The organism is Spirillospora sp. CA-108201 (assembly GCF_050936235.1).
GTDB lineage: Bacteria > Actinomycetota > Actinomycetes > Streptosporangiales > Streptosporangiaceae > Spirillospora.
In genome coordinates this window covers 1173477-1187985 of record NZ_JBNJNE010000001.1, presented here as the reverse complement: position 1 = coordinate 1187985, position 14509 = coordinate 1173477, and the positions used below count along the sequence as shown (strand labels likewise).

Here is a 14509-nt window from a genome sequence, read left to right as displayed (position 1 = left end):
CGATACCCAATCAGCGGGCCCGGTCGCCCTTCTCCAGCTCCGCGTCGATCGACTCGAGGTCGAGGGGCGAGACCTCGTCGTCGGCCAGGCCCGCGTACGGGTCGGGACGGCGGGCCCGCCGGCGGTCGTTGAGGAAGGCCAGCAGGGCGGCGATCTCGAACAGCAGGACGGTCGGCAGCGCGAGCGCGAGCATCGTGAACGGGTCGGCGCTCGGCGTGGCCACCGCCGCGAAGACGAAGATGCCGAACAGGATCAGCCGCTGGGACCGGCGGATCCGCGACGAGCTCAGCACGCCCGCCATGTTCAGCACGACCACGAAGAGGGGGAGCTCGAACGTCAGCCCGAACACCAGCAGCATCGTCAGCACGTAGCTGAGATAGCTGTCGACCGTGATCAGGGGCTTGACGTCGTCGGCGACGAACCCCAGGAAGATCGCCAGACCCTTGTCGACCGTCAGGTACGCCAGCGCGGTGCCGACGAAGAACAGCGGGACCGCGGCGCCGAGGAACACGTACGTCCAGCGGCGCTCCCGCTGGTACAGGCCGGGCGCCACGAACGCCCACATCTGGTACAGCCAGAACGGCGCGGAGACGACCCCGCCGATGATGCAGGAGATCTTCAGCTTCAGGAAGAACGAGGAGAAGATCCCGTTGACGAACAGGGAGCACTGGTCCTTGTCGACCACGTGCGACTGGGGCAGGGAGCAGTACGGCTGCTTGAGGAAGTCCCAGACGGGATCGAACAGCAGCCAGCCGGCGATCGCGCCCACCACGAAGGCCAGCACGGCTTTGATCAGCCTGTTCCGCAGCTCACGGAGGTGGTCCATGAGGGGCATGCGGCCGTCGGGGGCGGCGTCGCGCCTGTTCAGCTTCATCGTCGGCATTCGGCTCGGGGGTCGGAGGACGGGGTGGTCGCCGCGCTGGCCGGGTCAGCCCTTGCGCGCCTGACCGGGGTCCGACACCGGCACGCCCTGGATCGGCTCGCCCGAGCCCAGCGCGCCGCGGGAGCGCTGCCCGGCCTCGGAGGCCGCCGCCTCGCGCTCCAGCCGGGCCGCCTCCTCGCGCAGCCGCGCCGCCCTGTCGCGGGCGTCCTCGCCCTGCGAGGTCGGCTGCGAGGACGGCATGGTCTTGGCGGGCCGGTCGGCGGGCGCGTCGTCATCGTCCTCGCGCAGGCCCTTGGTCTCGGCCTTCAGGATGCGCGCCGACTTGCCCAGCGAACGGGCGAGCTGGGGCAGCTTCGCCGACCCGAAGATCAGGACGACGACCAGCAGGAGGATGAGCAGTTCGGGGGTCCCGATGTTCGGCATGTGCAGTCCTCTTCAACAGGTGACACTCAGGACGATCGTACGCCGTCCCCGGGCGGTTGTGGCGAGCGATCGTCGTCGAGCCGGGAGAGTTCATCGTGCAGCGCCGACCGTTCCGGTTCCAGCCGGCGCCTGGTGCGTTCCAGTTCACGCCCGAAGCGCCGCACGCCGATCCACACCCTGAACGCGCACCAGGCGAGCACGGCCAGCCCCGCGAGACCGAGCGACACCGACACCGAGACCCACGCCACACCGGCCACGCTATCGGATCGGCTCACGCCAGACCGTATCGGGCCAGCGCGCGCGCCGCGTCCTCACGCACCCCGGCGGCGATCGTCTCCGGGGCCACGACGCGGCCCTGGTCGCCGAGCCGCAGGGCCAGGCCCCGCACCCAGCGGGCGTCCGGGGTGCGCAGGACGACCCGGAGCCGCCCCTCCCCCAGTTCCTCCACGCTCTCGCACGGGTAGTAGTCGGCGACCCACCGGCCGCGCGGGGACAGCTCCAGGGTGACCGCCTCGTCCTGCGGCGAGGGGCGGAACAGGCCGGCGTCCACGTCGATCGGCTCCGCGTCGTCCGGCACCTCGGCGGGCACGTCCAGCACCGACAGGTCGGCGATCCGGTCCAGCTTGAACAGCCGCACGCCCTCGGCCCGGCGGCACCAGCCCTCCAGGTAGGTGTTGCCCTCCACGACCAGCAGCCGCATCGGGTCGACGTCGCGCTCGGTGTTCTCGTCCCGCGCCGGGACGTAGTAGGTCAGGTGGACGCGGCGGCCGGACGCGATCGCCTCGCGCAGCACGCCGACCGAGGTGCGGGCCGGGTCGGCCGACCCGCCCCGCGCGTCCACCTCCACGGCGACCTTGCTGGACACCGCCGCCGCCGCGCCCGCCGCGGTCTCCAGCTTGGCGATCACGCGGCTGAGCGCGTCGCGGTCGTGCAGGTCCGGGATCCCGGCCAGCATCCGCAGCGCCACCAGCAGCGCGCTCGCCTCGTCCACCTTGAGCCGCAGCGGCCGGGCGATCGACTCCGCCTCCGCCACCGTGATCTCCCCGCCCTCGTAGGACAGGTCGATCGGGCAGTAGGGGTCGGGAGCGCGCAGCTCCACGCACCACAGCAGGTTCAGATCGTCGATCAGCTGCTTCTCGGTCACCCCGAACGCGGCGGCGGCCTCGCCGAGCGCGACCGAGTCGCGGTTCACCACGTACGGGACGAGCGCCAGCAGGCGCGCGAGCCGGTCCGTGGACGTCGTCGCCGCCTTCGCCGCCGTCTTCGCCGTCATCGGCCGTTCCCCTCCCCGTGCTCCCCGTGCTCCCCGTGCGCCGGGTGCGCGCCGGCCGCGGCCAGCACCGACTTCAGGTGCTGGATCACCGCCTCGCGCAGGTCCGGCGGGTCGAGGACCACCACGTCGTCGGCGAACCGCGCGAGGTAGGGCGCGAACCGGTCGACGTCCCCGAAGGTCAGGACCGCCTCGTCCCACTCGCCGTCCCAGGCCGGCTCCTCGACCGGGCGGACGTCGCGGGCCCAACGCCGCGGGCCCTGCGCCGCGCCGCGCCGCAGTCGGACCGTCGCCGGGCGGGGCTCGCCCAGCGGCTCGCTCCAGTCGAAGGCGATGCGCCGCACGTCCACCCCGTCCGGGACCGTCACCGACCCGGGCGGCCCGTCCGGCGCGACCTCCCCGACGATGCGGCTCAGCCGGAAGACCCGCTGCTCGTCGCGGTCGCGGTCGAACCCCACCACGTACCAGCGGCCCCGCCGGCTCACCACGCCCCACGGGTCCAGGTGCCGGCGCGCCACCGACGTGCGCCCGATGCCCTGGTAGTCGAACGCGACGGGGCGGCCGTCGCGCACCGCCTCCCACAGGGCGGGGAAGGACGGGTCCTGGGTGTTCACCCGGGGCTCGATGCCCGTCGCGGTGGCCACGTCGGTCTCGACCCCGGCCGCGCGCAGCTTCAGCAGCGCCCCCGAGGCCGCCTCGGCCATGCTGGCGCGCTGCCACACGCGCGCCGCCAGGCCCAGCACCGCCGCCTCGTCCGGGCTCAGGTGGATGTCGGGCAGCTCGTAGGCCTGCGGGGGGATCCGGTAGCCGATCTCCTCGCCGCCGCCGCCCTGCTGGTCGCTGCCGACCTCCAGCGGGACGCCGAGCTCGCGCAGCTCCTCCTTGTCCCGCTCGAACATGCGCTTGAACGCCTCGTCGGAGTCGGGGTAGCCGGGCACCGCCCGGCGGATCTGCTCGGCCGTCAGATAGCGCCGGGTGGCGAGCAGGCAGACCACCAGGTTCAGCAGCCGCTCGGTCTTGCGCCGCGACACTCCGCCACCACCTCGTTCCCTCCGTGAGCCCCGAACCCCGGCCGGCGTGCCGATCGTCCCCACGTGCCGTCGTGCAGGACGCTACCGTTTCCCGGTGTGATCCGATGGCGCAAAGGCACAGTCGAGGACATCCGCCGCGAATGGCCGGGGGCGGTCGAGCTGGACGTCTCGATCGGGGGCGAAGGGACGCACCGGGCCCTGGCCTATCCCGCCCTGGTGGGAAGGCCCGAACCGGGCGACACCGTCCTGCTCAACACTACGGCCTTGGCGATGGGCCTCGGCACCGGCGGGTACGCCATGGTCGTCGCGGTGCCCGACCGGCTCCCGCCCGACCCGGAGGGGCCCGGCCACCTGGTCAAGGCCCGCTACACCCCGCTCCAGGCGACCGTCCTCGGCGCCGACGAGCAGGAATCGCCCCACCACGCGGCGCTGCGCGACGCCGACTCGCTCGACGCGATGCCCGTCGTCGTCGCCGACCTGCACTCCGCGCTGCCGCCGATCCTGGCCGCCCTGCTGGCCGGGCGGCCGGACGCGCGGGTCGTCTACGTCATGCCGGACGGCGGGGCGCTGCCGGCGTGGTTCTCGATGTCGATCGCGCGGCTGAAGGACGCCGGGGCCCTCGCCGCGACCGTCACCGCGGGGCAGGCGTTCGGCGGGGACCTGGAGGCCGTCACCGTCCACACCGGCCTGCTGGCCGCGCGGCTCGTCCTGGAGGCCGACGCCGTGGTCCTCGCGCAGGGCCCCGGCAACCTCGGGACGGGCACCAGGTGGGGCTTCTCGGGCGTCTCGGCGGGTGAGGCCGTCAACGCCGCGTCCGTGCTGGGCGGGCGGCCCGTGGGATCGCTGCGGGTCAGCGAGGGCGACAGGCGCGAGCGCCACATCGGCGTCTCCCACCATTCCCTGACCGCCTACGGGCGCGTGGCGCTCGCCCGCGCCGACATCCCCGTCCCCGAGCTCGGCGGTCACTTCGGCGCCCGCGTCGCCGCCGGGGCCGCGCCGCTGGGCGACCGGCACCGGCTCGTCCCCGTGCCCGTCGACGGCCTCCACGAGGCCCTCAGGGCCGCCGAGAAGGACTGGGGCGTCCGGCTGTCGACGATGGGCCGCCGCCTGGACGAGGACCTCCCCTACTTCCTCACGGCCGCGGCCGCGGGCCGCCACACGGCCGCGCTGCTCGGCTGACCCTCAGAGCGCCGCGGGCTCGGCGCCGGCCGGCTCGGCGCCCGCGCCCGCGGCCTCCTCGGCGGTGAAGGACGAGGCGAACGTGAACGCCCGCGGCGAGGGGCCTCCTCGGCGGAGCAGCGCGAGGCGCTCCAGGGCCTCGCCGACGCTCGGGACATGGCCCGCCGGCACCCACCACAGGACGAGGTGCGCGTCCACGTGCCGCTGGAACCACTCGCGGCGGCGGCGCATCGTCTCCAGGTGCGCGCTGCGGTAGACGAAGTCCCACAGCGCCTCCGCCGACTCCCACACCGAGAAGTTGACGATGACGTCCTCGCCGGCGGGGCGCATCCCGGTGGCGTCGTCCTCCCCCTCCTCCACCAGACGCCAGACGAACCCCGGCGTGCCGTCGGCGAGGGCGTTGACCGGCTCCACCAGCGCGAGGAAGTCCGCCATGCGCGGGTCGCCGAGGGGGAAGCGGAGCGTGCCGAGGTTGAACTGCGCGAGGTGGTACCGGGTCTGTGTGCTCATGGGCTCACCCCACCACGCTCCCGACTTCTATGTCAATGCTCATTGTTTTTAGAAGGACGGGCCGCGACACAGCACCAGCCGGGCCGGGGATCCATCCGGACCCGGACCCGCGAGCCCTCCGCCAGCCCTTCGAGCAGCGCCAGGTTCATCCCGCAGACGAGCGGCGGGAACTGCTCGGCGACCGCGTGGAACGGGCAGTTGCGCATGCGCAGGACGGCGCCCTCGTCGTCCATGACCGGCTCGTAGCCGCGGTCGGTCAGCACGTCCGCCAGCTCGTCCAGGCCGTCGAGGGGGCCGCTCCGGCCGCGCAGCGCCCGGCCCCTGCGGCGCGCGGCGTCCTGGAGCTCCATGTCGAGGCCGGCCGACTCGGCCGCCTCGGCCAGCAGGCCGGCGGCCGTCCGGTAGTCGCGTGCGGGCAGCGACACGTCCCGCTCCGCCGCCGAGCGCCGGTACACCTTCGCCGGGCGCCCCGCCCCGGGGCCGGACCGCCCCGTCAGCCGCCTGCTGCCCGCCTCCAGGAGCCCGGCGTCCACCAGCTTGTCCAGGTGGAACGCCGCCAGGGTCCGCGCGATGCCGGCCGCCTCCGCGGCCTCGCCCCGGCCCACCTCGCGCCCCTGCGCCGCGACGAACTCGTACAACCGCCGGCGTACCGGATCCTGCAGCAGCGCGATCGCGTCGATGTCCTCCATCCCGCCATTCTAAGAACGACGGGAACTCGACTTAGAGGGACCGGCTCAGTGCGCGCCCAGCAGGTCCACGACGAACACCAGCGTGTCGTTCCCCTTGATGCCGAACTGCGCCAGCCCCTTGGCCCCGTACCCGAGGGCGGGCGGGACCACCAGCAGCACGCGGCTGCCCACCCGCTGGCCCACCAGGCCCTGGTCCCAGCCCTTCATGACCTGGCCGGTCCCGATCACCGCCCCGAACGGGTGGCCCTCCGACCAGGAGGAGTTGAAAACCTTCCCGTCGCGCCAGAAGTACCCGCCGTACTGCAGCGCCAGCAGCTGGCCCTTGCGCACGGCCGGGCCGTCGCCCTTGACGAGGGTACGGACCTGGAGGGCCTTCGGCGGGGCCGAGCGGGGCATCGTCACCGCCGGCGCCTGGCCCGCCGCCGCGTCCGCCGCCTTCGGCAGCCCCGGCTCGTCCAGCGGCGCCTGCCGCGCGCCGTGCGGGCCCGCCGTCCGCGGGTACACCGCCCGGACGTCCAGGACGTACACCAGCGTGTCGTCACCGCTCACCTGGTGCTTCGGGTCCCCCTCGTCCCCGAAGCCGTCCTTCGGCGGGATCCGGGTCACCACGCGCGATCCCGGCCGCACCCCCTCGAACGCCTTCGTCAGGCCGGGCACCAGCCGGCCGGTGGGGAACGCGCCCGGCTCGCCCTTGGAGTAGCTGCTGGCCAGCAGCTTGCGCCCGCCCTTGTTCCACCGGTAGCCCACGTAGTCGGCCACGACGAGGTCGCCCTTGCGCGCCGCCGTCCCCTCGCCCTTCCTGACGGTCTTCACCGCGAAGGAGTCGCCGGGAGCGCCCTTGGGGAACTTCACCTGCGGCAGCTTCCCGAAGGCGCCGGTCACCTCGACGTCCACGCCGCCCCCCGAGCAGGCGGCGGACAGCGCGAGCGGCAGGGCGAGCACGACGGCCGCGGAGAGGAACCGAACACGACGGCGCATACGGGGTCCTTCGGGGGGTGGCGAGCGCTACTGCGCGCTCACCCTACCGCCCAGGTGACCTGCCGGTAACCTGCCGGGCGCGTGTCGGCCCGCGCGGCCCGGAACGCACGTCCGGGCCGCCGGGCCTCCGCGTCTACATGCCGGCGATGAGCTTGTCGACGCGCTCGTCCACGGAGCGGAACGGGTCCTTGCACAGCACCGTCCGCTGCGCCTGGTCGTTCAGCTTCAGATGGACCCAGTCCACCGTGAAGTCCCGCCGCTTCTCCTGCGCCTTGCGGATGAACTCGCCCCGCAGCCGCGCCCGCGTCGTCTGCGGCGGCACCGACTTCGCCTCGAAGATGTCGAGGTCGCGCGACACCCGGTCGACCGAGCCCCGCTTCTCCAGCAGGTAGTACAGCCCGCGGTCGCGGTGGACGTCGTGGTAGGTGAGGTCGAGCTGGGCCACGCGCGGCGACGACAGCGGCAGGTCGTACTTGCGCCGGTACCGCTCGATCAGCTTGTACTTGACCACCCAGTCGATCTCTCGCGAGACCAGGTCGAGGTCGCCGGTCTCCACCGCGCGCAGCGTCCGCTCCCACAGCTCCAGCACCCGCTTGGCCGTGGCGTCGCCGCCCCGCGCGTCCACGAAGTCGCGCGCCTTGCCGTAGTACTCCTTCTGGATCTCCAGCGAGCTGGCCTCGCGGCCGTTGGCCAGCCGCACCTTGCGGCGGCCCGTCATGTCGTGGCTGACCTCGCGGATCGCCCGGATCGGGTTCTCCAGGGTGAGGTCGCGCATCACCACCCCGGCCTCGATCATCCGCAGCACCAGGTCGGTCGCCCCGACCTTGAGCAGCATCGTCGTCTCGCTCATGTTCGAGTCGCCGACGATCACGTGCAGGCGGCGGAACCGCTCGGCGTCCGCGTGCGGCTCGTCGCGGGTGTTGATGATCGGACGGGACCGCGTCGTCGCCGACGACACGCCCTCCCAGATGTGCTCGGCCCGCTGCGACACGCAGTACACGGCGCCGCGGGGGGTCTGCAGGACCTTGCCGGCGCCGCAGATGATCTGCCGCGTCACCAGGTACGGGATCAGCACGTCGGCGAGCCGTCCGAACTCGCCGTGCCGCCCCACCAGGTAGTTCTCGTGGCAGCCGTAGGAGTTGCCGGCCGAGTCGGTGTTGTTCTTGAACAGGTAGATGTCGCCGGCGATGCCCTCCTCGCGGAGCCGCCGCTCGGCGTCGACCAGGAGCCCCTCCAGGATCCGCTCGCCCGCCTTGTCATGCGTCACCAGGTCGACGACGGAGTCGCACTCCGGCGTCGCGTACTCCGGATGGCTCCCCACGTCCAGGTAGAGCCTGGCCCCGTTGCGAAGGAACACGTTGCTGCTGCGGCCCCACGACACGACCCTGCGGAACAGATAGCGCGCCACCTCGTCCGGTGACAACCGCCGCTGCCCGCGGAAGGTGCAGGTGACGCCGTACTCGTTCTCAAGCCCGAAGATGCGCCTGTCCACACCAAGACCCTATGCGGCGCGGCCGTCACTTGGCAGTCTCTCGACCCACCGTTTCCGGCGAACGCGGCCGCCGCGCCCCAGGGCCCCGGCGCGCCGCGGGCCCGCGGCAGGCCGGGACGGTGGTCGCCGTCCCGGCATGCCGCGGGCCCGTCCCGGCAGGCGGGGCGCCGTCCGGCGGCCCGCCCGCCCGCGCGTCAGTCCTCGTCCGCCCCGGACGGGGACGCCGTCCCGCCGGCGTCCTCGCCGCCGGAGGTGATGCCGGGGCCGGAGTCCTGCGCCGCCAGCAGGTCCCCGATGCGCGCCGCCGAAAGCCGCTTGAACAGCCGGTGCTCGCGGTTGCGGTCCAGGACCGCGACCTCCAGCGAGGTGGCCTCCAGGTGCCGGTCGGAGTCCTGGGCCTCCAGCGCCCGGACCGCCGTGCGCAGCGCGCCCTCGAGCGAGGAGCCCTCCCGGTAGCCGTCCTTCAGCGACTGCGCCACCGCCTCGGCCTGCCCGCCCATGGCGACGTAGCCGTGCTCGTCGGCGACCGAGCCGTCGAACGTCAGCCGGTAGATCTGGTCGGTGTCGGCGTCGTCGCCCACCTCCGCGACGACCAGCTCGACCTCGTAGGGCTTGTTGGTCTCGGTGAAGATCGTCCCGAGCGACTGCGCGTACACGTTCGCCAGCCCCCGCGCCGTCACGTCGCGGCGGTCGTACTGGTAGCCGTTGATGTCGGCGTAGCGGACGCCCCCGAGCCGCAGGTTCTCGAACTCGTTGTACTTCCCCACCGCCGCGAACGCGATCCGGTCGTAGATCTCGCTGATCTTGTGCAGCGCCCGCGACGGGTTGTCCGCCACGAACAGGATGCCGTCGTCGTACTGCAGCACCACGACACTGCGGCCGCGCGCGATGCCCTTGCGCGCGTAGTCCGCCTTGTCCTTCATCTGCTGTTCGGGCGACACGTAGAACGGCATGGACACCGGTCTGGATCCCTTCTATCGCAGCGGGGCGGTCGGGCCGCCCGGCGAGTCGTAACGTGCGTCGACGACGGCCTGCGCCAGCGCGCCCACCTCGTCCTCGCCGAGCCGGCGGTACCCGTCCGCCGTCACCGACGCCACCACGGGGAAGATCCGGCGCGTCAGGTCGGGGCCGCCCGTCGCCGAGTCGTCGTCGGCCGCGTCGTACAGCGACTGGACGCACACCAGCGCCGCGTCCCGCGCCGACAGGTCGGACCGGTAGAGCTTCTTCAGGGCCCCGCGCGCGAAGACCGACCCCGAGCCGATCGAGTGGAAGTCGCGCTCCTCGTAGCGGCCGCCGGCCGGGTCGTAGGAGAAGATCCGCCCCGCGTCGCGCTCCTCGTCGTAGCCCGTGAACAGCGGCACCACCGCCAGGCCCTGCATCGCCATCCCGAGGTTCTGCCGCACCATCGTCGCCAGGCGGTTGGCCTTGCCCTCGACCGACAGCGTCCGGCCCTCGCGCTTCTCGTAGTGCTCCAGCTCGACCTGGAACAGCCGGACCATCTCGATCCCGATCCCGGCGGTGCCGGCGATCGCGATCGCGGAGAACTCGTCGGCCCGGAAGACCTTCTCGATGTCGCGCTGCGCGATGACGTTGCCCGCCGTCGCCCGCCGGTCGCCCGCCATCACCACCCCGCCGGGGAACCCGACCGCGACGATCGTCGTCCCGTGCGGGATGTCCTCGCCCGCCCGCGAGGACGGCGGCGTCCGCCCGCCGGGCAGCAGCTCCGGGGAGTACGCCCCGAGGAACTCCGTGAAAGACGACGTATCCGGGCTCGCGAACAACCCGGGCAGACGTCCGGTGTGCGAATCGTGGGACGCCACGCGACTCCCTTCCCCTCCACCATGGCGCCGGCTTCGGCAATCTCACCGGCGCGGACTCTACGACCCTACTGTTCAAGGTCGCCCGCGCGCATGCCGCCCGATCACCGGTCCGATCAGCCCACGGCGAACCCCCTCGCGCCTCCGGGCCCGCGCGCACGGGCCCGGACACGCGAACATGGGCGGGCCGCCGCGGCCCACCCATGTCCTCACTGCCGTGTCAAGTTGGAGTTCCGCCCCGGAGAAACGGCGATTCGCTATGCGGCCGATCCGCCCGATTCGGGGGTCACTGTCCGCCCTTTTGGATATACGCGCGGACGAAGTCCTCGGCGTTCTCTTCCAGCACCTCGTCTATTTCGTCCAGGATCGAGTCCACGTCGTCGGTGAGCTTCTCCTGGCGCTCCTGCACGTCCTCGGTCGTCGTGGCCTCGGTCTCCTCGACCTCTTCCGTGCGCCGGGTGGTCTGCTTCTGACCGCCGGTGTCCTTCGTGGCCATTCCGTACCTCCGCTCTGCCGGTGCCTCCGACCCTATCTCCGATCTTCGACGGTGCGCGGAACTCTCGGGTCCGTTTCGCCGTCTCCGCCCGGGGACCGGGGGCATGCTCGGGTTATCGCCGGTCCGCCGCCCAGCGAAACGGGCAAAGCGGCCACGAAACCGGCCCGTTACCCGGCAGGGCGCGGCAGGGCCCTCGGGCACGCCGACCGTGCCCGCCGCCCGTTCAGCTCTGGCCGGTCAGGGTGGCCACGAGGTCCGCCGCGGTGCGGCAGCGGTCCAGGAGGGCGCCCACGTGCTGCTTGGTGCCGCGCAGGGGCTCCAGGGTGGGCACGCGCTGCAGCGACTCCCGGCCTGGGACGTCGAAGATGACCGAGTCCCACGAGGCCGCGGCGACGGACTCGGCGTACTGGCGCAGGCAGCGGCCCCGGAAGTAGGCCCGGGTGTCCTCCGGCGGGTCCTCGACGGCCGCCTGGACCTGCGCCTCGGTGACGACCCGGTCGACGCGGCCGCGGTCCACCAGGCGGTTGTAGAGGCCCTTGTCGGGCCGGATGTCGGTGTACTGCAGGTCGACGAGCTGGAGGCGCGAGTGGGACCAGTCAAGGCCGTCGCGGCTGCGGTAGCCCTCCAGGAGGGACAGCTTGGCCACCCAGTCGAGCTCGCGGGACAGCTGCATCGGGTCGTCGCCCAGGCGGTGCAGGACGGACTCCCAGCGGTCGAGGACGTCCCTGGTCATCTCGTCCACGTCCGCGCCGAACCGGTCCTCGACGTACTTGCGCGACTGCTCCAGGTACTCCATCTGGAGCTGGACCGCGGTCATCTTCCGCCCGTCGCGCAGCGTGAGCAGGTGCTTGCAGGACGGGTCGTGGGAGACCGCCCGGAGCGCCGCGACGGGCATGTCGACCGACAGGTCGGCGGTGAGGAAGCCGTCCTCGATCATGGCGAGGACGAGCGAGGTGGTGCCGAGCTTGAGGTAGGTGGACAGCTCCGCCATGTTGGCGTCGCCGATGATCACGTGCAGCCGCCGGTACTTCTCGGGGTCGGCGTGCGGCTCGTCGCGGGTGTTGATGATCGGCCGCTTGAGGGTGGTCTCCAGCCCCACCTCGACCTCGAAGAAGTCGGCGCGCTGGCTGATCTGGAAGCCGTCGCCGCGGCCGTCCACGCCGACGCCGACCCGGCCGGCGCCGCAGACGACCTGGCGGGAGACGAAGAACGGGGTGAGGTGCCGCACGATGTCGGCGAAGGGCGTCTCGCGGCGCATGAGGTAGTTCTCATGGCAGCCGTAGGAGGCGCCCTTGTTGTCGGTGTTGTTCTTGTAGAGCTGGATGGGGTGGGTGCCCGGGACGAGCGCGGCGCGGCGCGCGGCGTCGGCCATCACCCGCTCACCCGCCTTGTCCCAGATGACGGCGTCGAGCGGGTTGGTGCACTCGGGCGCCGAGTACTCCGGGTGGGCGTGGTCGACGTACAGCCGGGCGCCGTTGGTCAGGATGACGTTGGCGAGGCCGAGGTCCTCGTCGGTGAGCTGCGTGGGGTCGGCGACCTCGCGGGCGAGGTCGAAGCCGCGGGCGTCCCGGAGCGGGTTCTCCTCCTCGAAGTCCCAGCGGGCCCTGCGGGCCCGTGCCGCCGACGCCGCCAGGTAGGCGTTGACGACCTGGGAGGAGGTCACCATCGCGTTCGCACCTGGCTGTCCGGGTACGGAGATGCCGTACTCGGTCTCGATGCCCATCACCCGCCGCACACTCATATCGTCGAGCCTATCGGGGCGGGAAGGGTGGAGCCATGGGGCCCGCTGTTCGCGGCGGCCGTGGCGTGGCGCGCCCACGCGGCGGCCCCTGTGCGAGGGGCCGCCGCGCGCGTCACGGTCGGGGCCTACAGGTACTGGCCGGTGTTGGCGACGGTGTCGATGGAGCGTCCGGCCTCGGAGCCCTTGGTGCCGGAGACCAGCGTGCGGATGTAGACGATCCGCTCGCCCTTCTTGCCGGAGATCCGGGCCCAGTCGTCGGGGTTGGTGGTGTTGGGCAGGTCCTCGTTCTCACTGAACTCGTCGACGCAGGCGGCCAGCAGGTGGTTGACCCGCATGCCCTTCTGGCCGGTGTCGAGGAACTGCTTGATGGCCATCTTCTTGGCGCGGTCGACGATGTTCTGGATCATCGCCCCGGAGTTGAAGTCCTTGAAGAACAGGACTTCCTTGTCCCCGTTGGCGTAGGTGACCTCCAGGAAGCGGTTCTCCTCGCTCTCGGTGTACATGCGCTCGACGGTGCGCTGGATCATCGCCTCGACGGTGGCCTCGGTGGAACCGCCGTGCTCCTTGACGTCGTCGGGGTGCAGCGGCAGGCCGTCCAGGATGTACTTGGAGAAGATGTCCTTGGCGGCCTCGGCGTCCGGCCGCTCGATCTTGATCTTGACGTCCAGCCGGCCCGGCCGCAGGATCGCGGGGTCGATCATGTCCTCGCGGTTGGACGCGCCGATCACGATGACGTTCTCCAGGCCCTCGACGCCGTCGATCTCGCTGAGCAGCTGAGGGACGATCGTGTTCTCGACGTCGGAGGAGACCCCCGACCCGCGGGTGCGGAAGATCGAGTCCATCTCGTCGAAGAACACGATGACCGGCGTCCCGGCGGACGCCTTCTCACGGGCCCGCTGGAAGACCAGGCGGATGTGCCGCTCGGTCTCGCCGACGTACTTGTTGAGCAGCTCGGGGCCCTTGATGTTGAGGAAGAAGCTCTTGCCCTCCTGGCCCGTCTTCTCCGCGACCTGCTTGGCGAGCGAGTTCGCGACGGCCTTGGCGATGAGCGTCTTGCCGCAGCCGGGCGGACCGTAGAGCAGCACGCCCTTCGGCGGCCGCAGCTGGTGCTCGCGGAACAGGTCGGCGTGCAGGTACGGCAGCTCGACCGCGTCGCGGATCATCTCGATCTGCGATCCGAGGCCGCCGATCTCGTTGTAGGAGATGTCGGGGACCTCTTCGAGGACGAGCTCCTCGACCTCCGCCTTGTGGATCTTCTCGTAGGCGTAGCCGGACCTCGATTCGAGCATGAGGGAGTCGCCCGCCCGCAGCGGGACGCCGCGCAGCGGCTCGGCGAGCTTGACGACGCGCTCCTCGTCGGCGTGCGCGATGACCAGGGCGCGCTCGCCGTCGTCGAAGAGCTCCTTGAGCATGACGACCTCGCCCTGCTCCTCGAACTTCAGCGCCTCGACGACGTTGAGGGCCTCGTTGAGCATGACCTCCTGGCCGCGCTGCAGTTCCTCCGCGTCGACGGCCGGGCTGACGTTGACGCGCAGCTTGCGCCCGCCGGTGAAGATGTCGACCGTTCCGTCGTCACGGGCGTCCAGGAAGACCCCGTACCCGGAGGGTGGTTGTGCGAGCCTGTCGACCTCCTCCTTGAGCGCCACGATCTGTTCGCGAGCCTCTTTGAGGGTCGCTACGAGACGCTCGTTCTGACCGGTTACGGCGGCCAGGTTGGCCTGTGCCTCATGGAGGCGTTCTTCCAGCACACGTACTTGCCTAGGGGATTCCGCGAGCTTGCGGCGCAGCACGGAGATCTCCTCCTCCAGGAAGGAGATCTGCGTCTGGAGGTCCCTGACCTCCTTTTCGTGCTGCGCCCTGCGCGCCCCAGCATCGTCACGAGCGGCCACGCCCCGCCACCTCCTCACGAAGAGAGCCGACGACCTACTGAGACCCTACCTATCTGGAGGGCTTCCGTAACCTGCCCATTCGGTGTTCGTGTCGTGCGGGGGTCTTCCGGG

15 protein-coding genes are annotated in these 14509 nt (G+C 71.9%); 1 reads left to right on the top strand and 14 read right to left on the bottom strand.

Going from position 1 to position 14509, the window contains the following annotated elements:
* Positions 1–10: 10 nt before the first annotated feature.
* From tatC to ACQEU6_RS05665, 5 genes are read right to left on the bottom strand one after another with little or no spacing between them, the layout of a single operon-like run.
* A complete protein-coding gene (gene tatC / locus ACQEU6_RS05685; RefSeq protein ID WP_499329532.1) occupies positions 11–874 on the bottom strand; it encodes a twin-arginine translocase subunit TatC in 864 nt (287 codons plus the stop codon).
* A gap of 54 nt (positions 875–928) precedes the next feature.
* A complete protein-coding gene (gene tatA / locus ACQEU6_RS05680) occupies positions 929–1306 on the bottom strand; it encodes a Sec-independent protein translocase subunit TatA (RefSeq protein ID WP_499329531.1) in 378 nt (125 codons plus the stop codon).
* Positions 1307–1332: 26 nt separating this feature from the next.
* The gene (locus tag ACQEU6_RS05675; protein WP_499329530.1) at positions 1333–1581 is read right to left on the bottom strand and encodes a hypothetical protein; all 249 of its coding nucleotides are present in this window, start codon (positions 1579–1581) and stop codon (positions 1333–1335) included.
* Positions 1578–2579: a helix-turn-helix transcriptional regulator gene (locus ACQEU6_RS05670; RefSeq protein WP_499329529.1), complete on the bottom strand. Its 1002-nt coding sequence runs from the start codon at positions 2577–2579 to the stop codon at positions 1578–1580. The genes ACQEU6_RS05675 and ACQEU6_RS05670 overlap by 4 nt, the downstream gene beginning before the upstream one ends.
* Positions 2576–3607 carry a helix-turn-helix transcriptional regulator gene (locus tag ACQEU6_RS05665; RefSeq protein WP_499329528.1) on the bottom strand — a complete coding sequence of 344 codons (1032 nt, stop codon included), beginning with the start codon at positions 3605–3607 and terminating at the stop codon, positions 2576–2578. The genes ACQEU6_RS05670 and ACQEU6_RS05665 overlap by 4 nt, the downstream gene beginning before the upstream one ends.
* A gap of 96 nt (positions 3608–3703) precedes the next feature.
* Here ACQEU6_RS05665 and ACQEU6_RS05660 point away from each other — a divergent pair, with 96 nt between their 5' ends.
* A complete protein-coding gene (locus ACQEU6_RS05660; RefSeq protein WP_499329527.1) occupies positions 3704–4786 on the top strand; it encodes a DUF3866 family protein in 1083 nt (360 codons plus the stop codon).
* Positions 4787–4789: 3 nt separating this feature from the next.
* Here ACQEU6_RS05660 and ACQEU6_RS05655 read toward each other — a convergent pair whose 3' ends face one another.
* From ACQEU6_RS05655 to arc, 9 genes are all read right to left on the bottom strand, one after another.
* On the bottom strand, positions 4790–5296 hold the full coding sequence (locus ACQEU6_RS05655; protein ID WP_499329526.1) for a DUF3291 domain-containing protein: 507 nt from the start codon (positions 5294–5296) through the stop codon (positions 4790–4792).
* Between the two features lie 32 nt (positions 5297–5328).
* The gene (locus tag ACQEU6_RS05650; RefSeq protein WP_499329525.1) at positions 5329–5985 is read right to left on the bottom strand and encodes a helix-turn-helix transcriptional regulator; all 657 of its coding nucleotides are present in this window, start codon (positions 5983–5985) and stop codon (positions 5329–5331) included.
* Between the two features lie 45 nt (positions 5986–6030).
* Entirely contained in the window at positions 6031–6963 is a 933-nt protein-coding gene (locus tag ACQEU6_RS05645) for an FKBP-type peptidyl-prolyl cis-trans isomerase (RefSeq protein WP_499329524.1), read from the bottom strand.
* Positions 6964–7096: 133 nt separating this feature from the next.
* Positions 7097–8455 carry a Pup--protein ligase gene (gene pafA, locus ACQEU6_RS05640; protein ID WP_173393998.1) on the bottom strand — a complete coding sequence of 453 codons (1359 nt, stop codon included), beginning with the start codon at positions 8453–8455 and terminating at the stop codon, positions 7097–7099.
* A 194-nt stretch (positions 8456–8649) separates the two neighbouring features.
* On the bottom strand, positions 8650–9408 hold the full coding sequence (prcA, locus tag ACQEU6_RS05635) for a proteasome subunit alpha (RefSeq protein ID WP_499340097.1): 759 nt from the start codon (positions 9406–9408) through the stop codon (positions 8650–8652).
* A gap of 21 nt (positions 9409–9429) precedes the next feature.
* Entirely contained in the window at positions 9430–10275 is an 846-nt protein-coding gene (prcB, locus tag ACQEU6_RS05630) for a proteasome subunit beta (RefSeq protein WP_499329523.1), read from the bottom strand.
* 283 nt (positions 10276–10558) lie between these two features.
* Positions 10559–10768: a ubiquitin-like protein Pup gene (locus ACQEU6_RS05625; protein ID WP_021593619.1), complete on the bottom strand. Its 210-nt coding sequence runs from the start codon at positions 10766–10768 to the stop codon at positions 10559–10561.
* A 223-nt stretch (positions 10769–10991) separates the two neighbouring features.
* A complete protein-coding gene (gene dop / locus ACQEU6_RS05620) occupies positions 10992–12509 on the bottom strand; it encodes a depupylase/deamidase Dop (protein WP_499329522.1) in 1518 nt (505 codons plus the stop codon).
* A 125-nt stretch (positions 12510–12634) separates the two neighbouring features.
* A complete protein-coding gene (arc, locus tag ACQEU6_RS05615) occupies positions 12635–14398 on the bottom strand; it encodes a proteasome ATPase (RefSeq protein ID WP_499329521.1) in 1764 nt (587 codons plus the stop codon).
* Between the last annotated feature and the right edge of the window lie 111 nt (positions 14399–14509).

Coding starts and splice junctions, on each gene's coding strand:
- ACQEU6_RS05650 (WP_499329525.1), bottom strand. CDS start 5,985: ATGGAGGACATCGACGCGATCGCGCTGCTGCAGGATCCGGTACGCCGG.
- tatC (WP_499329532.1), bottom strand. CDS start 874: ATGAAGCTGAACAGGCGCGACGCCGCCCCCGACGGCCGCATGCCCCTC.
- ACQEU6_RS05670 (WP_499329529.1), bottom strand. CDS start 2,579: ATGACGGCGAAGACGGCGGCGAAGGCGGCGACGACGTCCACGGACCGG.
- dop (WP_499329522.1), bottom strand. CDS start 12,509: ATGAGTGTGCGGCGGGTGATGGGCATCGAGACCGAGTACGGCATCTCC.
- ACQEU6_RS05625 (WP_021593619.1), bottom strand. CDS start 10,768: ATGGCCACGAAGGACACCGGCGGTCAGAAGCAGACCACCCGGCGCACG.
- ACQEU6_RS05655 (WP_499329526.1), bottom strand. CDS start 5,296: ATGAGCACACAGACCCGGTACCACCTCGCGCAGTTCAACCTCGGCACG.
- tatA (WP_499329531.1), bottom strand. CDS start 1,306: ATGCCGAACATCGGGACCCCCGAACTGCTCATCCTCCTGCTGGTCGTC.
- ACQEU6_RS05645 (WP_499329524.1), bottom strand. CDS start 6,963: ATGCGCCGTCGTGTTCGGTTCCTCTCCGCGGCCGTCGTGCTCGCCCTG.
- prcA (WP_499340097.1), bottom strand. CDS start 9,408: ATGCCGTTCTACGTGTCGCCCGAACAGCAGATGAAGGACAAGGCGGAC.